The organism is Natronococcus sp. JC468, from assembly GCF_012163165.1.
GTDB lineage: Archaea > Halobacteriota > Halobacteria > Halobacteriales > Natrialbaceae > Natronococcus > Natronococcus jeotgali.
The window spans coordinates 1-22,048 of sequence record NZ_JAAVUO010000034.1 but is presented as its reverse complement, the minus strand read 5'-3'; the positions used below and the strand labels follow the sequence as shown (position 1 = coordinate 22,048).

Sequence of the window (22,048 nt, the reverse complement as noted above, 5' to 3'; positions counted from 1 at the left end):
CAGGCAAAACAATGTCCGACGAAACCACAGAGATCGAACGCAACGGCTCTCGAATCACGCTCCCCTACATCGATACGTCGAACGAGATATTCGGCCCGTTCGACCTCAAAGAGACGCTCATGCTCGCTCCAGGCGGCGCACTCATGCTTGGGAGTGCTTACGTGTGGATCGGCTACGGTGCGATCCCCGCAGCTCTCCCGGGCCTCGCGGGACTCGGAGCAACCATGATCGGAGCGCAGCTCGGGATAACGTCGCGGTGGTACAACTCCCCGCGCGAGCGGGTCAAGAATCGACTTAGCTATCACAGTCTCCAGCGGGCGCTCCCCTGGAGCCACGAGGAACTCGAGCAGAAGCGAGAGCACGGAGTCAAACGGATCTTTGCGGACGGGACGGCAGAGATGGACGATGGTCGTCTCGTTGGCCTCGTCCGTCTCGAGGGCCGAAATACGTACCAGCTCGAGGAGAGCTCCCGTAACCAGATAGCGCACCAAGTCGGCCGCGTAATTGATGAGGAGATCCGGGACTTTGGGTTCCGGTTCCACTCAACGACTCGCCGTCCGGATCCTGACGAACTTATGGCCGCTTACGAGGATCGAGCTCTCGAGGAGCTCACGGAAACCGGATCCGAGCAATACAGCAAAAAGTACCTGCTCGATCTCGTCAAGTGGTACAAGAATAGCGACGTCCCTACCTGGGACGTCCGCGAATGGAGTCATTACGTCGTCGTCGATGTCTCCCCCGGCGAGGTAGAAAGGCAACTCTCTCGCCGAGAGAGCGAGTCTAACGGGCTCCGCTCCTACCTCGATCCGATCAATCCGCTCACAGGGAACGAGGAACGCCGTCGTCGCCGTCTCATGAAAGAGGAACTCGAGGACCGGCTCAACACGATCGAGGGAGATCTCGTGAATGCGGTCGACGGAGTGACCGGAGAGCGAATTAGCCCCGACGAGCACGCTTGTCTCCTCCTCTCGTTTTGGTCCGGACAGGAGACCTCCCCGGACGACGAGCTCCAGCACGCATTCAAACGGACGCACTCCGGGCCGTCGGTATGGCCCGGCGACAAGAAGTTTCGCGATCCGGCTCACTCGGAGGAGCCGGAATGGAAGGCCGATCAACCAGGGAACGAGGACGCAAAGGCGGCGATCGATCCTAGCTCAGACACTCGCTCGAGAGCCGCGGCCGACGGCGGCAGCGACGTGCAATCAGGGACGACGACGGCTTTCTCGCCGAGTCACTTCGACGTCCACCGGAGTTACGTTGAGGTCGGCGAACAGTATGCGAAGACCTACTGGATCTCCGAGTGGCCCGTCGCTCCTGAGAGCCTCTTTCTCGAGGATCTCTATACCATGCGCGGCGTCGATCTCCATACGACCTTTCACTTCGAGCCGGAGCCGAAGAAAGAGACGATATCCGAGCTCGCGAACGATCGAGCGGCGATCGGTGCCGAGGCCTCCGAACGCTTCGAGGACGGGGACGTGACGGCCGACGACGTCCATACCGATTCGGACGCGTATCATATGTACTATGAAATGCTTCGGTCAACGTCGACGCAATCCTGGAGAGCGAACGGCTACGTTACTGTTCGCGCCGGATCCCTCAAAGCTCTCGAGGAGTTCGACGAGCGTGCTCAGGGGATCGACGGCCTCGAAGGGGCAAAGATGGAGGCGCTCCAAGACAGTTCCGATCGAGTCAAAAAGACGCTTTCCGGAGCGCCCGCGGACATGATCCCGCTCCCCCCGACGACTCGGCAGCGAGAGGCTTTCGAGAGTGCATCCCCTACCGGCCGCGATCGGTACAACGAGGCCACCGACGTCGACAAAACGACTCGCGTTCTTGGGGGAACGATCGGCGCGCTATTCCCGCCGTGCACGGAGACCGTCCAAGAGGACGGCGGCATGGACTGGGGCCGAAACGAGCACAACGGAAGCCTACTTCGGGCCGATCCGTTCAACCGGGGAGCCGCGCCCCACATCATTACGATCGGCCAATCCCGGTCGGGCAAGACCTACGGCTCGACGAAAGCGGCCGCTCGCTGGTTCCTCCAGAACGACGATCGCACCCTTATCGTGTGTGACACTCAGGGAGGCTTCGAGGGTCTCACGGAGCTCTGCGACGGGGAGCACATCGTCGTCGACGGCAGTGATACGATCAACCCGCTCGACATTCAACCGGTCTCCAAGCGGCTCCGGCAGTCGAGCGGACAGATTGATCCCTACCGCATGAAAATCGACGAAGCGTCTCAATTCTTCGCCGGGATTCTCCGATCCCAGGGCGTCAAACCCGGGGAGTTTACCTCAACGATCGAGGAGGCCCTCGAGGAGACCTATGCTCGAGCGGAGATCTACCAGCACGACCTCGAGAGTCACGCGAACGAGAGTCCGACCGTTCGGGACTTTCTTGAGGTCCTCGGCGATATGCTCGACGACCCGCACGAGTTTACCCACACCGGCCATGAGGCCGAAGCCAACGAGAAGGTTCAACACGCGAGCCAGCTCCTCGATTACTTCTCGGGGTTCAACGAGAACGGAAAATACGCTCACCTAGTCGGGGAGACATCGACCGGCCTCAATGACCCGGACGTCGACATGGCTTACCTCGATCTCCAGCAATTCCAGGGCCAGAGTGACGCAGAGAGATCAGCCATGCTCCAGCTCATGCTCGGCCAAGTCTCGGAGAAAATCAAGCGAGCGCAGGGCGAGAGCGTCTTTATGATCGACGAGGCGCACTTTCTCCTCCATAGCGACGAGATGAGCTCGTGGCTCGAAAAGGCCGCTCGTGAATGGGCGCGATACGAGGCCTGTATGTGGTTTATCTCCCAGCACCCAAGCGAGTTCGTGAGCGACGACGGCGCCGACTCGAGCAAAGACAAGATCACGGCGCAGTGTTCGACCATTCAACTCTATCGGACTCCCAAGGTCGACCTCGAGACCCTTCGCAAGTTCGGCCTCAACGACAAGCAAGCGAGAGAAGTGAAAGAGCAACTCGTGACAGGGAAATCCGGACGCGGGTTCTCGGAGTGTCTCCTCCAGCTCCAGGATAAGCAAGGGTGGTTCCCGACGTATGTCGAGGCCGCTCCCTTCGAGGACCTCGTACTCAACTACACCGCTCGAGAGCATGGATCGTTCGATGACTACGTTCGCCGCAATTGGAGTGATTACTAACATGGGATTCTTCGGAAGTGACCACCGGACGCTACGGAAGGATAGTGAGCGAGACGATCGAGCGGTAAAGCTCTCAGAGTTCGGCTCGATTGAACTCGACGACGAACTTGCCGAGAGCCTTCGTGACGATTTCCCCGACGAGGACGACCGGCCCGCGATTCGGGTACGGCCGTTCAAGGATAACGAAGGAATCGAGAGCGGCCGCGACTTCATGCAGTCGATCTATGAGGTCGAACGCGCGGGGTTCCGAGACCGTAAGAACGTCTCGGCAGCTCACTCGTTCGAAATTCGCTACACGGGAGAACGCATGAACATTCAGTACGTCCCCGCCGAGGGGTGGGCGAATACCTTCGAGAGCCAACTCCAGGACAAGTACCCGAACGCGCTGATCGAACAGGCTCCCGTCGAGACGCTCTCATTCGACGCCGAGAAGTACGTCGCCGGGGCCGAACTCGATCTCTCCCTCTATACGCTCTATCCGATCAAGAACCTCGAGCTCGAGGGATTCCGACGCGACCCGTTTGGTGGAATCACGAGCGCGATTGAGGACTCAAAGAAGGACGGCGAAGCGAGCGCCGACGTCCTCATGCAAGTCGTCTTCCGGCCGGAACCGCGCAACTGGGTGCACGGAGTCAACGGCGGGCCCGGGATCGATACGATTGCTCACAACCTCCAGCAACCACGCTACGAGAAGAAGCGACGGCTATTCACGACGACTCGAATCGAACATCCCCCTTCCGATATCGAGAAAAAGGCTGCCAAGATCGTTCGCGATCAACACGGAGACCGCGCCTGGAACGTCAATATCCGTATCTTCGCCGTCTCGAACGAGGAGCAAGTCGCCCGACGACGAGTGAAGAAGGCCGCTACCCAGTTCGAAAACTACTACGAGACGGCCACCGAGCAGAAATTCGAGCCGATCCCATTGAAAGGCTCCGATCTCCGAGACGGTCTCGATCGGCTCATTACCCGAGAATGGGAGGATCGTGGGATTATCAAATCCGAAGCTGAGGTCGCCGGGTTCGTCCATATCCCGAACGCTGAGATCAATCAGCAAAACTTCAACTGGGCGCTTTCAAAGCCCGGAGAGGGCGTTCCGCCGGGAACTCCCCGATTCGATTTCGAGAGCGCCGGTGTCAGCGAAATGACCTCCGAGCTCGAGAAGCAAGTCGCGATGATCGACTCGGCCGACGTCGGCGATCCGTACTGGTACGGGTGGGGCCAAAAAGACGGGATCGAGGCCGGGGTCTACGACGAGTACCTCAACGCCCACCAGGGCGTTTTCGGCCGGACTCGTATGGGGAAGACCGTCGCTCTTACCAACTTCGCGGGTCAGGCTATGCGACGCTTCACCGACGATCCCGACGCGGACGACGAGGGCGGGATCATCGTCGATCCGAAGGGACAGGACGGCGACGAGTTTATCGCCGAGTGGCCGGAGGATCGCCCGAACGAGGACCTCATCGTCGTGGACCTCGACGACAAGAACGAGAATATTCCCCGGTTCAATATGCTCGAGATTCCGAGTCATATCGAGCCGGGAACGCGAGCGTTCGACTCCTACACAAACGCCGTTGCCGACGTCGCGACCATGATGGTCGCCGAGGCTGGAGGCTCGGATAACTATGTCGGCTCCGTGATGAAGCGAGTGACCCGGACGCTCGCTCGAGGGATGCTCAAATCAGACCGAACGTGCACGTTCCTCGATCTCGCTGCCGCGGCCTCGTATAAGGGCAACTTCGAGCAGTTCTCCGAGTGGATGGACGACGACCGGCTCGCGTTTATCGGTCAAGCGGCCGAACGCATGGCTGAGGACGACAATATCGATCTCAACCCTCTCGCTGGCCGATTCGACGAGTACGTTCAACCCGACAGTATTCGCTCGATGATCTCCGCTCGAGAGCCGAGTTTCTCGATCCAGGACGCCGTCGATAACGGGAAGTGGATCGTTCTCATTTTCCCTGAGTACGCCGGCAAGACGGAGGTAACGGCGCTCACTAACTCCTACATGGCCGAGACATACCTCGCGAAACTTCTCTCGGAGAACGACGCGCCGTTTCACTTCATCGGCGACGAGGTCCACAACTTCACGACGGGAGAGTCCATGCTCCCGCACATCCTCTCCCAAGGGGGCGGGCTCGGATATCGATGCACGCTTGCTTGCCAGAGTCCGGCCAACCAGCTCAAGGACGCGCCGGCTGTTCGCGACGCGATTCAAGACAACGTCGATATCTGGCTCTCGTTCAAAATGCCGGGCAACTCGAGCCAATATGCGGCCTCTCAGTATCGGGAGACCGACGCCGAGGACTTGGAGAACGTGACCCGATACTCGGCGTACCTCGTTCAGTACACCAATGAGGCAGAGGATATCGGGACGCTTATCGATACGTTCCCACCGATCCGAGAGGTTCGCGAGGACGTCCTCGGCGATGAGAGCCGGACCGACGCCGAGCTCGAGGAGCTCAAGCAAGAGTCTATGGAGCGGTACGGGGATCCACTCGAGACCGCCGAGGAGCAAGCCGCTCAAAGCCACTTCTACGGCGACGAGATAGTCTCCCCCGCTACCGACGAGACGCTACAACAGGACGTTGCGAAAGCCGTGCACGACGTCGCGCTCCGATCCGAGGGGAACGACCTCTCCGTCCCGCTCGAGAAGTGCGAGGACGCGATCCGCGCCGCTGTCGCCGATCGCTTCGAGAGTGACATGATCGACACTCGCGAACGGCTTTGGCGAAACGTTGTGAAACCGATCCCCGACTCGAAGCTTTCCGAGAGCGATCGAGACGGCACGCTATGGCTCTCCGTCGGAGAGGAGGTCGTTCAGGATATCCAGGACGTCGGATCCGACGAGAGCGCGGGCGGAGGCCTGCACGCGCTCGTTCTCCAGGACGCATACCCCGCACTCAACGAGCTCGGGGTTAGTGTGGAGATCGCGGAGCAAGGGGAGGGAAACAAGTCACTTCCGGACGGCTCGATCGATCCGACGCCGCTCCTCGAGACCGGTCCCGACGCAGATCCGGCCGCGATTGCCGAGGCCTTCGAGGACTTTCAGGAGGACTACCCGACGATCAATGCGCTCACTGGAGGCCGTGAGGCTGTTCTCGAGGCTGAGAAATCGACCGGGAGTAGCAAACAAGGCCAGACGGTTCGGAACCTCTCGAGCGCCGTGAGCGACGGACAAAAATGCCTCTTTATTTGCCGGGAGAGCGAGGCCGAAAGCGTCTGGAAAACGCTCGGGGAGGTGCCGCGAGGAGTACATAACTCTCACACAGAGCCGGGAGAAACCCGGTTCTACAACCTTCGTCCCCTGGGGATCGACGGCGAAAGAGTGTATCGCGACGGCACTCGCGAAGACGTGTGGGTCCGAAACGAGGAGACCGGCGAGTATATCCTCCGAGACGGCAGCGGGAACGAGCACGCACGTTTCCCGGACGCCAAGAGCGTCTTTACCGACGCCGATCGATACCCGTCGGTGGGAGACGATCGAGATGGAGAGCTCCGAACGGTAAAGACGCCGATCATTCCGGAGCACGAGTTCGACGACGGCGCGATCCCCGAGCCGGGGGAGGAGTGGTTCGTGATCGTCGTCCCGGAGACCGACGGCGACGAGACGCTATCAGCTAGCGATCTCCAGCTTTACGTCGACGGTATGAAAGCTCCCCTGGAGAGCCTCGGTGCCGACGACGGCGATCGCGAGGAGAGCAACGAGGAGAGCGGCGATGTCTCGGAGCAAGAGCAAGGTAGTGAGCCAATCCCCGCCGAGACCGAGGCCAACTCCCTGGACGACGACGGCGACGAGAGCGAGAAAGGCGGCTTATTCAGATCCGTCTAACTCCTCGAGCTCCGACCGATCGATGACGCCGAGCTCTTTCTCATGCTGTTCGACGACGTGAGCGAACTTGTTAAACTCGGCCCGCACCCGATCTAGCGTCTCCTCAAGCTCGTTGATCCGGGTCTCTTTTTCCTCGAGTTCTCGCTGGAGCTCGTATACCGTAGGAGGAGTCTCGTCTCGATCACGGAGCTCCTCGAGCGCATCGCGGCCGTCGTCGGTGATCGCCCATACCGTCGCTTTGTCTCCTCCCCCGACGCGCTCCTCTCCCACTCGCATGATCGCTCCCCACTCCTCGAGCTTTCCCAGATGATAGAGTGCAGTCCCGTCCGGTATATCTGCCTCCCGGAGCCGGGGAGTGTGAGCCTCTCCCTCTAAGAGCACGAGCGTCTCGAGGAGTGTCTCTCGTTGCGGTCCAACGTCCTCAATCGGAACCGATCTCTCGGATTGCTTAGTATCGCTCATACGAGTGCAAATGTGCCAGAGAGTGATAAATCTAAGTCCCATTTAGGCCCAATCTCGATAGAGCGAATACAATAGGCATTGTAACAACCGCCGGGAGGCCAAGCCAGGGGATCAAGCGATATCCACTATCTCTCGGAAAACCTATAACTCGAGACAGCGGAGCGACTCCTCGAGCGAACGAGAGCGACGACGACCTGGAGGACGACGACAACCTAGTGAAGAGTAACACAACGGCCTCGAGGGAAGCAACGGTTTGGAGGGAGATCAAAATGCCAATCACGAGGATACCTGGAGGGTGACAGGAATGAGAACGAGACAGCCTACGTCGATCCGAAACGCCCTCGAGGCCGATCACGACGACAGCACTCAAGAGGAGAGCGACTCTTCGAGTCCCAAGGGCTACACAGTCCGGGTCTACTACTCTGGCGAGTGGTCCAGCTCTGTTGGGGAAGATAGATCGAGCCGTACCATCGACGGATCCGGAGAGGAAACCTTTGATGCTCATCTGTAGAATCCAATACTTTCACACCTGCCAAGGGCTGTGTAGCACGAAACGACGCTCTTGCTCACGAGATCGTGGGACAGATTCTCGGGTATGAGCTTCTACAGATGAGCGTCCCTGTATATTTATACAGAAGACGAGAGAACACTCCAAGCGTATGGCAGACCTGATTGTCAAATCAGCTGTGAAGGAAGCGCTTGACGACTACAACGTTGCGGCAGATTTCTACGAGGCACTCGACGACGAAGTTACTGAGCTACTCGACGAGGCTGACCAGCGTGCTGAAGCGAACGACCGAAGGACTGTCCAGCCCCGCGACCTCTAGCTCGCTCAGGGAGTTTCACCGCGCTGCTCGAATTCACTCACCTGTTTTTAAGGTGCTCTATTGAATCGCCAGACGACATCGGAGTAAATTCGGATATCTGGACGCTTTGGTGCCGTCTTGCGATTACCACCTCAGCCAGGGCATAATTACGTCTATAGAATGACCAACGAGGACGCGTACTGCACCTGTAGAATTCAAGTGTGTTGGTGTGGTAGAGAGAGGAAATCATGTCGGATAAAAGACAGCAATCTCACTTGGCCACCTGTGACTACTGTGGGAGCGTATATGCATCCACAACCACGGATGATGGGCAAATCCTCCCAATTGGAGCTCGAAATGGCTGTAGATGTGGTGGAACATCCTTCTCTACAATCACCAATGACGACCTTGAGGAAACAACCAACAGCTGAATCAGCTCCGATTGTTCACCGAATACCCTTGAGTGACTTTGACTTGTTACTCCCGTGGGGATGCCGACACTGCCTCAGTAGTCGAGCCCCTTGAGCAGTTCCTGGACCTCCTCGGGAGTGGCACCTTCGAGACGATCCAAGCCGTACTCAATCACGAGCGGGTAGTAGTGGCGGTTCTTCTCGAGACTCTCACCGAACTCTCGCTCATACTCTGCAGAGATCATCTTGTAGCGAAAGTTCATCTCGTCTCGCTGCTCCTCTGGGAGATAGAGGTAGGTGCCGACCTGCTCATCCTTGAGCGACGTCGATTCCTGCGAGCTGCCTGTCTCGTCTGTCTTGGATGTCTTTTCCGTTTTGGACGTCTTGGATGGTTTTGATTCTTCAGACTCTTTGGGCCTTCGATCTTCTGAACCCGATTCAGACGCAGCCTGCGATTGGACTTTCTCCTTGGACCGGTTCCGTCGTTCACGGAGCCGACTCGCACGATCACTCATGCTTGAACCACCTCGGAGTCAGACGGTGACGCAAATCCAAACTGCGAATCGAGACTCTCTGCGATGTTCAGGAAGGCCTTACAAACGTCAGCTTCATCGTTGTATTCGAAGATCGAAGTGCCGTTCTCGAGAGCATACTGGATGTCCGCCCGTTCACGAATCTCCCAGACAGGGACATCGTCGTAGGCCTCGTTGATCCACTCAACCATCTGCTGGGCCTGGTTCTTCCGGACGTCAATTCGATTGACAACGACGCCAACCTCGTTGATCTCGATCTCGTAATCCGCCTCGAGGAGATCGACGTGATCGTACAGGAGTTCGAACGCACGCTTACTGGTTGACTCCGCCAGTGCTGGCACGAGGATATTCTGGGCTGCATACAATGCGTTGTCCGTGAGGTTCCCGAGATTAGGCGGGCAGTCGATGATGACGTAGTCATAGTCATCCGCGACATACTCGAGGACGGCATCGAGCTGCTCTCCGCTGCGACGCGAAAGCGTAAGCTCTGGCTCGACCGCGGTCATATCGATATTGCTCGGGATGACATCCATCTCCTCGTGTTCACGGACGATCTCCGTCACGTGCGAGCGCATCTCCGCATCAGTCAGACAATCGAATAGCGTCGGGGGCTCGTCATCGTAGACCTCTGGCATCCCCAGGTTTTCCGTTGCATTCCCCTGTGGGTCGATATCGACCAAGAGGACATCCCGACCACGCTGGTTAAGCGCGCCAGCGACATTGATCGCTGCCGTTGTCTTCCCGACGCCACCTTTCTGCTGAGCTACACTAATCTTGGCTGTCTCGTCCATACAAACCGTATTGTATCGGCCAGATATAAAAGACAGGATAACTGTCAAAATCTGTAATGGGAGATCAAAATCGTATAGCGGAGGCAGTGGAGTGAAGATTAGATCCTCGGCAAAACAGAGAGGGGAGCCCGCCTCTCGTTGCTCTCCCCAGAGGTACCTCTCCACCGTATACATCGCCACTGCGACCTACTCCACGCCAACATGTCTCCCCCCGCGTGGTGGACTCCCAAAAGCGAGCAAGAGAACTAGGTAAGAGAGACTGAATTCATCGACGAGCAGCAGTGAGGGCAGAGTTTTCGGTGTTGGGACCCTATCCACGACTAATGACGTTTCAGTCGACCTGGAGTAATCTGCTCGAGGAGTGTGAGGCGTTAGGGGATGAGGCGACACTGGTGACACCCTTATCGAAAAAGCCGTTTCACATCGTAGATGTCCAGGAGCATCGGATCGTTATCGAATTCCCAGACTCTGAGGAGAAGCGGCCACTCCAGCGTAACCAGTTCGAGACGCTTGCACGCCGAATTGGAGATGCAGCCGATACATTCGACCTCGAGCGATTACCCCCCGACGCCGAACCCTATGCGGCAGTCTTGAGTCTCCACCCCAGATTCGAGATCGATGAGCGCGAGGGGCTGATCCGAGAGAGTGAGAACCCAGGCCCATCCCAGCTCGTCCAGGCTCCAGAGACCGAGACAGAGACTGAACGAACAGAACCCGACCTCGCGATCTATGCTGACGCACTCCTCCTTACTGATGCACTCGAGCGCCACGATGTGACCAATCTTAGTGGACAAGAGACATCCACACTGGTGAACCTCTATACGCTGTTATCTGACGTCCAGCGGAATGCCGATGACCTCCGCCAAGATGTTGCTGACGTCTTGCTCGAGCGAGTTCACCATGATCAGCCCATTCACGCCCAATTCGGATCTGTCCAACGGACTAGTCGAACGTACAAATCATTGCGCGACGAAGGGGAAGTCCTAGCGACCCTCGAAGACGCTGGGATCCCACGCGAACGTGTCACCAGCGTTGATTCCAGTAAGGTCGATGAAGCCCTCGAGGTCACTGAACTCAGTCCACGTGAGGTCTACGAGATCGAAGATCGAGAATACGTCCGGAAAGCCGACGTTGATGAAGAGCACAAAGAAACCCGACTCCAAGGTCTCAAAGAGCAGTTAGCCGCCAGTGACGAGCCAGAGGCCGCTGAACTGCGCGAGGAAATCGATGATCTCGAGACCCGAATCGAGGAACTCACTGAGTTTAGCCCGGCCCAGGAATTCCACGCTGAGTGAATCGGACTTGATGGCTCCGCTGAACCGGGCTACTGGTGACCGTGTTATAGCTGTCTTTCCGAGGTTTTCTGAGAGACGTTTTTTCTTCGAGAGTCTTTCCGAACGAGTCCCACGGAAAGACCTCCTTAGATAAATATCCAATAGAACGGCTGTAAGTGCTGTTGCTGAAAAGCAAAACAGCAAAAGGGGGGTGCTGGAAGCCAGCACCCCCCTACCCTACCCTCAGTAAGTTAGGGTGGTGGTGGTGGTGAAACCACCGAAACCCTAACTTGGTGAGGGTAGGGTGCTGGAGCTCAGGTCTTTCTTCTGTCTACCTTCATCCCGTCCAACTGTGTACTCGCTATTCTCCGCTGTTTCCGTTGCCTATCCTCGTGTCGCCCTCACTTTCAGAACTCCAGGTGAAGAAAAACTCCTCGTCTCGACAATCAGCTAAGAGGGGCCATAGAACAGTTCTCATCTCTGATTTTCAATAAACGGTGAGTAAGGGTAAACCTCGAGTAGTGACGACAGTCTACGCTACCGAATTGAGAAGCACAAAAACGACTCCCCTGCTATATCTCTACCTTGTAGCTAGAACCACTTAAAGAAAATCGAGGTTCGCTCAAGGTCAATCGGACCCTGACGACTTCCCGTTTCGAAGTACTCCGCACAAAAGCTCCTGTGGAGTTCAGAAGTCAGAGTGAGTGGTCTGCGCGACGCCGTATTCCGCAGTCGTCGACTGTTCTGCAACGGCTTCTCCATCTTCCAGAATCTGGATGGTGAGTTCTTCACTCGTATCATCGTGCTCTCGAGGTGATGTCGTTCCACTCGCTCAGCAGAGAGGAAGCAGAGAGGAATTCTCCCCCTTGCTATCAATATGGGTCTCGAGAACAGAGCAGAGACGTAGCTGACGCTAACCGAAAAATCACGATCTTCTCGAAACGTGTTGTCCACACATTCGTCTATCGGCCTATCTCTCGGCCCTGTTTGAGTGTGGACTATTCGCTCACTACACCGCCGTCAGTGGCCACTTGTCTTCCGTTGTCAGTTCGCGCTATCTCTGTGCACTCCTCGAGCGTGAGTCCGATTTCATCGGCGACAGCGTCGATCTCTTCCGGAGCAACACTCCCCGCGGTTGCATCTGGCTGAGCGTCGGTGATCTGATCGGCAATCGACTCGCGAGCATACTCGATATCCATCGATTCCCAGAGCGCGACGAGATTTCGATCTGCATCAACGATCGATTCGACAACCTCAGAGAACCATCTGGTTTCCTCGATTGGTGTCTCTGGTTCAGTATTGCTTTCCGGATCGTCGCTGTTCTGATGAACGTCCTCGCTATCTGCCGTTTCGGGCTCGGATTCGGATTCCTCCACGGGGTCGCTCGTGTCGTTAACATCTTCCGGATCACGGAACTCATCAGTGTCTTCGTCGTACTCGAACCCGAGCCGGTCGATCAGTTGCTCGACGAACGCATTGGCTTGCTCGCGGTTGTTCTCGGAAACCTCGATCCCATTCGCGTCAAGTGCACGGCAAGCATCGGCGCGATCGAACGCCGGCGCAGTGTTAAGAGACCGGTCGCCACCGAGAGTGTCGATTACGTCGCCGACGATTTTCTGTCTCCACACTTTTGGTGGGAGATATTCCGTAGTACCGCCCTCATCATCGTATCGCTTGACATCGTCTCCCAGGTGGTTGATCACGCGTTCACGGTATTCCTCGATAGTTTGTTTCGCTGGGCTATCACTACGTCCGGCATGCTTACAGATAGCCTTCTCGAGCGTCTCGCCATCGAATACGTCGGGGAGTTCGTTCGCGATCGTGATCGTCGTTCGTTCAACACTCGAGAGCCCGTCGCTGTTTGAGTCGGCCAATGTCGAGAGTAGACCTTCAGCGTCGTCGGCGATCCGGTCAAGTTTCCGATTGAGACGGGATTGACGATCGTCCTCGAGGTACTTCCGAAGTGCCCGACCGAGTTCGACACCGTATGTGTCATCGCTCTGCTCCACCTTCGCTCGGAACCCATTCGCGACGTCAGCGTCGACCACCTTTTGTACCCTCACTCGATCCTCGTTCGCTAGTGAGTCGCTGGTAACTGGGTCGCTGTCCTCGATATCTTTCGGTCGCCGTCCGGCAGCTCGGACAAGCCGGTCGATGGTTGATTCGGGAGAGTCGTCAAGATCAGTGTACTCGATCATTGCGCGCTCGAGTTCTGGCCGTTCGTAAGCCCGAACACTAGTCCGATTCTGAGAGAGATGGTCCTGGAAATCGTTCCACGGCTTCTTCGGGACGCTCCAGTCGATCCGATCGGTAGTTTTGTTTGAAGTAGGGTTGTTCGTGTTCGATTCGTCCGTTGCCGTCGTTCGCGTGTCCGTCATTTCTGTGGTTTGGGTGGGTTAACGCGCCCAAATCCACACTGCAGACAGCGACCGCCGACGAAAAGTCTTTTACTCAGCCCGTTCAAGGACCAAGTAGACGACATCACGTCGTCGGCCAAGTTCATTCCGAACTCCGTTGTCCGCGTTGTGGTTCGTGGACGCATACTTCGGGGGCTGCCACCCCCGAACGTTACTACTCGAATAGTCACGACGCCATCATTCGGTGCCGCGACTTGACTGCCTGATCGATTATCTTGAGACCCGGTAAGTGTTTCCCTCACACTCTGTCTTCACAGACGACTTCTTAAAGCTCCTCGAGAACATCGGGCCGCTCTTCTCGTACTACCTCGATACCTTTCGGCAGCCCCTCTCTGATTCGCTTTCGCACCCAGTAGACCGTCTAGTTTGTACGTCCAATCTATTTTGTATAGTTTGTACATCTCGTCTATTTTGTATAGCTTGTACGTCCCATACAGTTTTGAGATATGATCAGATCTTGCTGAAAAAGAGGCCAACCGAAAGGAATAGCCACGGTATCGCCGCGAGTGAAAGGAAGAAGATCCCGCTAGGATCGGTGGCCTGCATATCTGATCCCCAGACACCGAGAGCATAGAGACCAAGAGCAACCGAGTTAGCCTGCCAGATCCTCGTTGGAGTGATAATCGTCAACCCGGCGACCACGATCGAGGTAAGGAGAAACGCGCCAACGAGTTCGGGCGTCGAAAGCTCGGTGAGAGCCTCGATGGCGAATACAATCAAGAAGAGATTGATGGCGGCGAACAATCCAACAGCTGCAGCAATTGCATACCCAGCTCGACCCGTACTGGTAGAGGTTTCTGGGCTGTGTCCCCGATCCGGCTCACCAACCCAGTCATCGCCGAAGATATCATGCTCGTGGCTGTCATCATGACACGGCTCACATAGCGTAGTGAGATTTGAGAGGGCGTTCGAACCGCCCTCGGATCGCGGCGACATGTGGTGAGCATGGAGCCGAACACCATCTCCGTTTGCATGTGGTCCACTCTGACGACCGCACTCCAGACATGTCCAGTCGTCGCGCCGATAGACGCGTCGGCGTCGTGCATCCCAGTCTGGCGGGAGATCTTCATCGTATGAGTTTGGATCATCCCATCTTGGATCTACTTCAGGTTGAGATTGCATCCCTGTCTTCGAGATAGCTCCTTTAGAGGACATTATATCTTTGTGATAATAGCAGAATCTGGGAGAGATAGAGCTCTGTAGAACCCTTACCGTCTCTTGAGAGAAATTGTGAGTGATGTCTTTGAGATTGAAATAACTCTATCTGACGATTCCTTCTCTTCTCTCACACAGCGGTTTTCCTGAGTTAATGTTCTTTGTCTGTTCGGCTATGACCGTCTCCAGTGATGTCTACATATAAACAAAGATGGTTCACTAACATCTGTATTTAGAAACTGCTGTTAGGAGTATCTCAGATAGCTGTTTCATCCTATTATTCTAGGCAACTACTACTACTACCATTAATGTTATAATAGCTAGTAGTAGTACCGTGAGCTCGACTTGAAGTGAATACTATCCCCTCTACTGAGTAACTCCGGAAAACCGCTGTGTGAGGGATAGATATGTCTTTGAGATCCTCACCTTCGTCTGGAAACTCAGGAAAACCGCTGTGTGAGACGGGGGATCTCAGGGAACTCGAGAAACTCATGAAACTCGGGAAAGGTTAATGCTCTTGGATACATCAGTCCTTCTTATAATGGATGATGTCGATTCAATCTTCGCCGACGATGTCGAGCTAATCAAGAACGCCGACGTCCTCGAAGAAGATTATACTCCTGATGAAATCCTTTGTCGGGACGATGTCCTCCAGCAGTACACGAGTGTTCTCAAGCCTATCTACAAGGGTCGACCACCGCAGAATGCATTTCTCTATGGTGATACGGGTGTAGGAAAGACTGCGGCGACAAAGTATCTTCGAGAAAATCTTGAACGCGACATCAAGCGGAAGAACGATCAACTTCCAGAGGACGAGCAGATTGCACTCAATGTCGTTTGGATCAACTGTGAGAATTTCACTACAGGTGATCACAAGACCTCGTCGTACCAAGTCGCCGTAGGGGTCGTTAACCGCCTTCGGGAGAAAGGGAATCGGATTACAGGGACCGGCTATGCTCCACAGGACGTCTATGATATCATGTATGAAGAACTCGACAATCTCGAGGGAACTGTCCTCGTAATTTTAGACGAGGTCGACAAAATCGGGAACGACGACACACTCCTTTACGAACTGCCTCGTTCTCGAGATATTGGCTATGTCGAAAACGTTCGTGTTGGGGTCATCGGAATCAGCAACGACTACACTTTCCGAAAGAACCTCTCTCCAAAAGTGAAGGACAGTTTATGTGAAACTGAGATTAAATTCCCTGCATATAATGCGACAGAGCTCTCTGATATCCTCAGCGCTCGTGCAGAACGTGCCCTCTACGATAGTGCCTACACTGCGGAGACAATATCACTCTGTTCAGCGCTCGCGTATCAAGAGGCGTCAGGCAGTGCTCGTCGAGCAATTCGACTCCTCCGTCGGTCGGCAGAAATCGCTGAAGAAAACGGCTCTGAACAAATCGAAGAGCGACATATCCGGCAGGCAGACAAGGACTTAGAATATGGCAACATCGTCGAATCGATCGTTGACCAAGACGATGAGAAACTCTACATTCTGAAGGCACTCGCTCATCTCGATGAGACGGGACTCACGCCAGCCCGTACACGTACGATTCACGCCGCCTACTCGCGAGTGGTTCGTTCCTATAATACAACCGGGAAGGACCCACTCACACAACGCGGGATGTTCAATCATCTCTCGAAACTGGTGATGTTTGGCTTTGTGCACACTATCGACCATAACAAGGGTGCTGGCGGTGGACAGTGGAATGAACACGAGTTTAGTGATGACGTCAATCCACAGAAAGTGAAAGACGCCTTCGAAGATCGCGATCTCGACTGGCTGGACATCTCTGTCCGGGGAATCAAGGAGTGACTTCTCTTACGACTGCTCCATATTTCGAGCACTTTGCGAAATGCGCGTGAGCATCTGCCTGCTGAAAACCAATCAGAGTGAGTTCGATGAATCGAGATGACGGTTACTCATCGGAGTCGGTAGCGTGGATTGCTGATTGTGCGAAAGGTATAATTGGCTAAACGGCAAATATAAGCCAAGAAGATGGCCCTGAAGAATATCCCTACTGTAGACGAACTGGCTGAGACGACTGGCCAGTCCAAGGAGCAACTTCTGAAGGACCGTGAAGCTGCAGCGAAAATGTCGAGCGCTTCTGACGACGAGTAGCGATATTTCTAATGGGCGAGTCTGGTTCTACGAATACTATCGACCAGTTATTAGGTCATACGGAGGGGCCGACGGATCCGATTACCGACCGTGACCTCACACGAGCGCGATCATCAGCCTATATCGTCCACGGAAATTTTCACGAGCTGGCTCAGATCTGCGATGATATCTCTACCACAGGAACGATCATCGTCGAGGAAGGTGCTGACAAGACAGATGTAGAAAATGAGGTTTATCGGCGAGTTCACAACTATGTTTCATCGCTGTACTCTTACAACGAACAGATCCGATCTATCCTAAACAAGCGTTTGAATCGGCATATCAAGAAGGGGTATTTCCTTCCGGCGCGAGATAACAAGGCTGCGCCAGACTATGTTCGGCGAGGAACGTTTCTCTGGGGACTACGGAACGACTTCCAGCATGGCGACTACTGGTGTCTCAGCGTTCAGTACGAAGGAACTCAAAATGGAAGCGACTGCTATCAGTTGCACTTCCAAAAACGAGAGTTTGAAGCGACGCCAAAAGGCGATCTTGATAGCGCTAGTGACTATTTAGTCCATGCCTCGGACGAGGATCAACGATACCCACTCCCGTATATCGGTAGCTTCCATCGGAACCTGTTCAGCGAGTTTGAGAACGCGTTCGAGGAGTGGTGCGACAAAAACCGCGCCTAGATCGTAGGAGTCGTACGTAAGAGCGCTTGCTGTTCAATCGGTGGGCCCATAATCGCCTGGCTGTCCTCAGTGGGTTTTGTCGCTGTAAGAGCAGCTGCTAATCGCATCCATGAGCCGATCATCGGATGATCGAGTAACCGCCCCGGATCTGGTGGCCAAAATAGTGCACTGCCGAGCGGGTCGTTGGGATCGCCGTACCGATCTGGCTGGAGGAGCGTCTCGAGCAATGCATCGGCTGCATCGAGGAGCGTCTGGTTTTCCTCGAGGGCGGTTGGAACGACGGAATTGCGGCGTTCGGTGGTAGTCTGGAATGATAACGTCAGGCGATACCCATTTTCATCAACACGGATGAGGTCGAGCGCCTCGAGTCGGTCGCGATAGTTCCGGATCGTCCGTGTTGAGATCTCTGCTCGGTTGGCAAGTTCGCGCTGTGAGAGGCAGCTTTCAGCTGTGAGAAGTGTGTGGACGATTCGGCCAACTGCCGGTGGGAGATTGGAGAGTAGCTGTTCCGATTCGAGCGTTCCCAGCGCATAGCGGAGTTCGTCTGGACGAAGTTCTCGACGCTTGTCCTCGCCGGCGAGTTGCTGGAGTGCTTGAGCAGTGGCGTACGGTGAGCCGGTCAATGCGTGGAGCAACGAGACAGCCTCTCGAGTCGGTCGCAGATTCTTGGACTGGAGGAGTCGCGTCGCAGCTGATGCGTAGGCAGTTCGATCGACCGTCGAAAGGGAGACGTGGACCGCGAATTCGGGAGCGTCCTCAGCGAGTGCTGCTGGCGTCTCGAGCGATTGCTCGAGCTTGGGGCGGAGTCGATGGACATCTTCACTACGAACGACTACGGAGCCGATGAGCATCCCCAGCGGATCGTCGGCATCGACAGTCGGCGAGAGAGCCGTCTGACGCTTCTCTTCTCGAGACTCGAACAGCTGCCGGTAGCAGGCGAACGCACCGTATTTCGACTGAATTGCCGTCGCAATACTGATTGTGGTTGCGAGTTCGTTCAGTGAGTTCGTGTCAAGTCCAGCCGGCACTCGAAGTTCGCGAACGATGTCGATCCCGAGAGCATCGAAGAGATGCACAATCGAGCCAGCAAGCCCGTGAGCCGACCGCATGATCGATCCACGGAACCGATTGCGGTCCTCGTACTCGCCAGCCGAAAGCTTCGCCGTGAGATCCTCGAGATCGGTACCCCACTCGATAAACGCTTCACGGAGTGCTTCGGGATCCTCGAGGGCTTCATCAGAGAGTCCACCGATACACCGAGCATCCCGAAGAATCGCTGGCGGATCCTCCAGGGACTCGAGGCGACTGTCGGTGAGAACTCGGTTGAGCAAACGGGGAGAGGCTAACGCTGTCGCGAGACTCACCACGTACTGCAGGGGCCCACTCGCCCGAACAGCAACCACGGCTTCCTCCCGATCGCCGTCGAAGCTCACATACCGAGTGTGGTCCGGAGCGTCTGTTTGGTCGTCGAACGGGGCCTCAACGAGGGTGATGTCGCCAGCCTCTCCACAGCCGACGGCGCCGACGTGGCCTGGGCGGTTGAGGTAGGCCGTTCGGTAGGGGTTACTGTCATCGCTACTGTCGTCATCTCCTTCCCCTCGTGTGCGCGGGGTTACACGGCACTGTGTGGAGGACGTTCCGGTGTCGCTCACGGCCTCGGTCAGTTCCTGTTGCCGGCCGATTTGGGCGTCCAACTCCTCGAGTAACTGCCGACCGGCCTCGAGTAACTCAACCGTCCGATCATCCGTTGGTCCGAATTCCGCGACCAGTCCAAGCTCGGTGAGCGAGTTCTGCTCGGAGACAAGGAGTTGGGAGATCCGACTGCGATCAACGTCGTGCATCGCTCGCAGAGCGTGCCTCGAGAGCGTCTGGGCAGGTTCGTCGGCGAGCTGCCGGAGGAGTTCGACCTTGCGGCCGTCCGGATCCAGTACCTCGAGCGCTTGCTCCACTTGGTCCCCAGTAGGATGGTGTGTCTCTCGCCACTCGCTCACGCCGGGCAGCTCTTCGCGATGCTCTCGCGCGAGCCAGTGCTGAGTGCGACCGGTCGCGACGACGCGGATATCGAAGCCAGTAGCGAGGACGTCGAGCAGACGACAGATCGACTCGTGTTTGCGTCGTGGCGCATCCTCAAACGCGCGGCCGATGGTCACCGCGAGCGTCGGTGGCTGCTCATTGGGGACATTAGTGGCGAAGAAGCCGGCAGTCGCGAACAGATCCTCGAGACTCGCATGGCCCCGCCCGAGGTTTGGCACGAGATCGGCGGCCAGCCGCCAGGCTTCCCGTCGGTTCCCGCGGGCGACGTCCAGTATTCGCGAGCGCAGCCAGTAGGGAATCTGCTGGTCCTCGAGGGCCTCGTAACACTCGGAGACAGTGCGGCCGTCAGCGAACCGGCGGACGGCGCGAATGAATCTGTTTCGAATCGACTGCTGGTCGAACAACTGGTTCCAGAGTTCGGAAACGGGTTCGGTAGCAATCTCGAGGCTGGCCGCTGGCGAGAGTGGCGGCTGTTGGGTCGGTGTGAGTCCCGTGTCGGTCACGGTGGACTCACCTCGAGTGGGAGTCCGAGTGTGCGCTGTGGGCGTGCTGACTGGGTGGGGTGGCGTGCCATCGAGTCCTGAAGGCAACGGTGGTGGGTGCGGACAGGCGAGCGCAGTGGCTCGGGAGCTGCCGGCGCGAGTGCGTGGTCAGGGAGTCACCGGTTCGGAACGGGTATCGCCCGTGGGTCGGTGGCCCTATTGGTGGGTGGACTCGAGTCGTTGAGTTCGGGCTCGAGGACGACCAGTCGGATCTGCTGAGTAGCTAGATCAGCGCGGGTGCCGAGTCGGCACTCGGCCAGCAGTTCAGTACAGCCGACTGTTGGATGGCGAATGGTGTTGGGACTGCAGGTCGTACAGTAGGGGCGATGGATTGCCCACTGGTCTGAGTCGGCTGGGCGGGCGGCGAAGACGGTCGCGCGGTCGCCTTCTTGGAGAGTGTCCCCACAGTGTTGACACGCAGTGGGTTGGGGACCGACCGGGAATCCCTTGAGGAGTTGCGTGGGAGTGGTAGCGACCTTCATTGGTCGTCACCTTCGAATGCGTCGAAGAGTGAGTTCGTGAGACTCGAGTAGAGGTGTTGGCTCTCGAAGCCACGTTTGACTGTGACGTACTCGATCCAGTCGTTGATACGCCGATCGACGGTGTTGAGGTCGTAGCGATGGGTGCGATTACTGTCGGAGATGATGTAGACGGTTTCGTCTGTGGTACGGTAGACGTGGTGTGCGCCCTCGGTATCGATGCCAATGAGAATGTAGTCTGGTCGGTGGTCGGTGCGACTGCGAGCCGAAACCGTTTCGTGGGATTGCGGTTGTATGCTCATATGCTGGTTGCGCCAGCACGGGGTCGGTGTTCCAGCACCGGCCTCTGGGATTTTCCAAGGCGTCCCGTGCTTGCTCTACAATATGCGAGTAGTACACTTATACTTAACGGATAGTAAAGACCAATCGTGTTTTCTACCATTAAAGACAAGTAGTAGCCTCTATTACTATAACCAAGGTCGAATTACAGTGCAGAAAGTGACTCTACGAATTGACCCACTAATGCACGACGTCCTGGACGTTTTCGCATCTACCGATGGCTACGCAACGACTGGATATCTTGTCGATGAGCTTGATTCAACGCGCCCAACAGTCGGAAAGCGGCTTGATAAGCTCCATGCAGCGGGTAAGATCGAATACGTCCATGAACCAACGGCATTCTGGCATCTTGTCGACGATCCACGTGAAGAATAATGAAGACGGACATCTCCAGACGTATCTCGGACTCCGAGAGAACCTAGCGGCGAACGAAGGAGTACGCAGCCTTCTTTATGACTCTCAGCGGGACCGGTAGGACACGTTCATCGAGATCATATCCGTGGTTTCTCCATTGGACGAGTTGAGACTACGTCGTTCAATGCATATGGATCGACATTCGCATCGCTACTTCGTTTCGGCGAGCAATCTGAGTATAGTAGATGACTTTCTAGAAGGTGGCATCATGGACATTCGTAAATTTCTAATAGGATACGTCTGCTGTTTTATTTAATGACTTACGAGAATCTGGATGCTGAGTTGGTCAATGAACTCCTCACGGATGGACGTGCGAGCCTTCGGAGTCTTGCTGAAGAGCTCGATGTGTCCGTCACGACAGTCTCGAATCACCTTTCAGATCTCGAGGAGGAAGGTGTGATCCAGGGATACACACCGATCGTCGATTACGATGCTGCCGGGTACGACGTCACGGCAGTGATGCAGCTCAAAGTCGAGGGTAGTGCACTCGGTGAGATCACAGAAACACTCCAAGATCATGATCAGATGCAGTGTTGAACGCAAGACAGCGGCAGCATCGAAATTGTGACATTCAATTTTCCATCAGTACCGACGCTC

Annotated in this window: 14 protein-coding genes and 1 pseudogene; 8 read left to right on the top strand and 7 right to left on the bottom strand. The window is 56.1% G+C overall.

Annotation, left to right across the window (positions count from 1 at the left end):
• Positions 1 to 11: 11 nt before the first annotated feature.
• Positions 12 to 3,161, top strand: a complete 3,150-nt coding sequence (locus GWG54_RS16115) for a VirB4 family type IV secretion system protein (RefSeq protein ID WP_167938739.1) — start codon at positions 12 to 14, stop codon at positions 3,159 to 3,161.
• Between the two features lie 307 nt (positions 3,162 to 3,468).
• A complete protein-coding gene (locus tag GWG54_RS16110; RefSeq protein WP_167938738.1) occupies positions 3,469 to 6,993 on the top strand; it encodes a type IV secretion system DNA-binding domain-containing protein in 3,525 nt (1,174 codons plus the stop codon).
• Here GWG54_RS16110 and GWG54_RS16105 read toward each other — a convergent pair.
• A complete protein-coding gene (locus GWG54_RS16105; RefSeq protein WP_167938737.1) occupies positions 6,976 to 7,455 on the bottom strand; it encodes a hypothetical protein in 480 nt (159 codons plus the stop codon). The genes GWG54_RS16110 and GWG54_RS16105 overlap by 18 nt on opposite strands.
• 659 nt (positions 7,456 to 8,114) lie before the next feature.
• Here GWG54_RS16105 and GWG54_RS16100 point away from each other — a divergent pair.
• Positions 8,115 to 8,282 (top strand): DUF1931 domain-containing protein, encoded by a 168-nt coding sequence (locus GWG54_RS16100; RefSeq protein ID WP_167938736.1) that lies wholly within the window; start codon positions 8,115 to 8,117, stop codon positions 8,280 to 8,282.
• Between the two features lie 484 nt (positions 8,283 to 8,766).
• On the opposite strand, the gene GWG54_RS16095 is transcribed toward GWG54_RS16100, so the two are convergent.
• Positions 8,767 to 9,186: a hypothetical protein gene (locus GWG54_RS16095; RefSeq protein WP_167938735.1), complete on the bottom strand. Its 420-nt coding sequence runs from the start codon at positions 9,184 to 9,186 to the stop codon at positions 8,767 to 8,769.
• Positions 9,183 to 9,995, bottom strand: a complete 813-nt coding sequence (locus GWG54_RS16090; RefSeq protein WP_167938734.1) for a ParA family protein — start codon at positions 9,993 to 9,995, stop codon at positions 9,183 to 9,185. The genes GWG54_RS16095 and GWG54_RS16090 overlap by 4 nt, the downstream gene beginning before the upstream one ends.
• A gap of 323 nt (positions 9,996 to 10,318) precedes the next feature.
• Between GWG54_RS16090 and GWG54_RS16085 the strand changes: the two genes are divergently transcribed.
• Positions 10,319 to 11,290: a hypothetical protein gene (locus GWG54_RS16085; RefSeq protein ID WP_167938733.1), complete on the top strand. Its 972-nt coding sequence runs from the start codon at positions 10,319 to 10,321 to the stop codon at positions 11,288 to 11,290.
• A gap of 977 nt (positions 11,291 to 12,267) precedes the next feature.
• On the opposite strand, the gene GWG54_RS16080 is transcribed toward GWG54_RS16085, so the two are convergent.
• The gene (locus tag GWG54_RS16080) at positions 12,268 to 13,467 is read right to left on the bottom strand and encodes a hypothetical protein (RefSeq protein ID WP_167938732.1); all 1,200 of its coding nucleotides are present in this window, start codon (positions 13,465 to 13,467) and stop codon (positions 12,268 to 12,270) included.
• Positions 13,468 to 14,136: 669 nt separating this feature from the next.
• The gene (locus tag GWG54_RS16075) at positions 14,137 to 14,808 is read right to left on the bottom strand and encodes an HNH endonuclease (RefSeq protein ID WP_245242840.1); all 672 of its coding nucleotides are present in this window, start codon (positions 14,806 to 14,808) and stop codon (positions 14,137 to 14,139) included.
• A 574-nt stretch (positions 14,809 to 15,382) separates the two neighbouring features.
• Here GWG54_RS16075 and GWG54_RS16070 point away from each other — a divergent pair.
• Together GWG54_RS16070 and GWG54_RS16065 are read left to right on the top strand one after the other, a co-directional pair.
• Positions 15,383 to 16,663, top strand: coding sequence for a Cdc6/Cdc18 family protein (locus tag GWG54_RS16070; RefSeq protein ID WP_209438490.1), 1,281 nt, complete (start codon positions 15,383 to 15,385; stop codon positions 16,661 to 16,663).
• Between the two features lie 317 nt (positions 16,664 to 16,980).
• Positions 16,981 to 17,643 carry a hypothetical protein gene (locus GWG54_RS16065; protein WP_167938729.1) on the top strand — a complete coding sequence of 221 codons (663 nt, stop codon included), beginning with the start codon at positions 16,981 to 16,983 and terminating at the stop codon, positions 17,641 to 17,643.
• Here the strand turns inward: GWG54_RS16065 and GWG54_RS20955 are convergent.
• The gene (locus tag GWG54_RS20955; RefSeq protein ID WP_167938728.1) at positions 17,640 to 20,180 is read right to left on the bottom strand and encodes a hypothetical protein; all 2,541 of its coding nucleotides are present in this window, start codon (positions 20,178 to 20,180) and stop codon (positions 17,640 to 17,642) included. The genes GWG54_RS16065 and GWG54_RS20955 overlap by 4 nt on opposite strands.
• A gap of 517 nt (positions 20,181 to 20,697) precedes the next feature.
• Positions 20,698 to 21,000, bottom strand: coding sequence for a hypothetical protein (locus GWG54_RS16055; protein WP_167938727.1), 303 nt, complete (start codon positions 20,998 to 21,000; stop codon positions 20,698 to 20,700).
• Positions 21,001 to 21,220: 220 nt separating this feature from the next.
• Between GWG54_RS16055 and GWG54_RS16050 the strand changes: the two genes are divergently transcribed.
• Positions 21,221 to 21,412: a MarR family transcriptional regulator gene (locus GWG54_RS16050; RefSeq protein WP_209438489.1), complete on the top strand. Its 192-nt coding sequence runs from the start codon at positions 21,221 to 21,223 to the stop codon at positions 21,410 to 21,412.
• A gap of 294 nt (positions 21,413 to 21,706) precedes the next feature.
• Positions 21,707 to 21,979 (top strand): annotated as a pseudogene (locus tag GWG54_RS16045) (winged helix-turn-helix transcriptional regulator); the annotation flags it as partial.
• Positions 21,980 to 22,048: the final 69 nt, after the last annotated feature.

Bases quoted from the DNA above. Each gene is read 5' to 3' on its own strand.
- GWG54_RS16115 (WP_167938739.1), top strand. From the start codon at position 12: ATGTCCGACGAAACCACAGAGATCGAACGCAACGGCTCTCGAATCACG.
- GWG54_RS16110 (WP_167938738.1), top strand. From the start codon at position 3,469: ATGAACATTCAGTACGTCCCCGCCGAGGGGTGGGCGAATACCTTCGAG.
- GWG54_RS16105 (WP_167938737.1), bottom strand. From the start codon at position 7,455: ATGAGCGATACTAAGCAATCCGAGAGATCGGTTCCGATTGAGGACGTT.
- GWG54_RS16100 (WP_167938736.1), top strand. From the start codon at position 8,115: ATGGCAGACCTGATTGTCAAATCAGCTGTGAAGGAAGCGCTTGACGAC.
- GWG54_RS16095 (WP_167938735.1), bottom strand. From the start codon at position 9,186: ATGAGTGATCGTGCGAGTCGGCTCCGTGAACGACGGAACCGGTCCAAG.
- GWG54_RS16090 (WP_167938734.1), bottom strand. From the start codon at position 9,995: ATGGACGAGACAGCCAAGATTAGTGTAGCTCAGCAGAAAGGTGGCGTC.
- GWG54_RS16085 (WP_167938733.1), top strand. From the start codon at position 10,319: ATGACGTTTCAGTCGACCTGGAGTAATCTGCTCGAGGAGTGTGAGGCG.
- GWG54_RS16080 (WP_167938732.1), bottom strand. From the start codon at position 13,467: ATGATCGAGTACACTGATCTTGACGACTCTCCCGAATCAACCATCGAC.
- GWG54_RS16075 (WP_245242840.1), bottom strand. From the start codon at position 14,808: ATGCAATCTCAACCTGAAGTAGATCCAAGATGGGATGATCCAAACTCA.
- GWG54_RS16070 (WP_209438490.1), top strand. From the start codon at position 15,383: ATGGATGATGTCGATTCAATCTTCGCCGACGATGTCGAGCTAATCAAG.
- GWG54_RS16065 (WP_167938729.1), top strand. From the start codon at position 16,981: ATGGGCGAGTCTGGTTCTACGAATACTATCGACCAGTTATTAGGTCAT.
- GWG54_RS16055 (WP_167938727.1), bottom strand. From the start codon at position 21,000: ATGAGCATACAACCGCAATCCCACGAAACGGTTTCGGCTCGCAGTCGC.
- GWG54_RS16050 (WP_209438489.1), top strand. From the start codon at position 21,221: ATGCACGACGTCCTGGACGTTTTCGCATCTACCGATGGCTACGCAACG.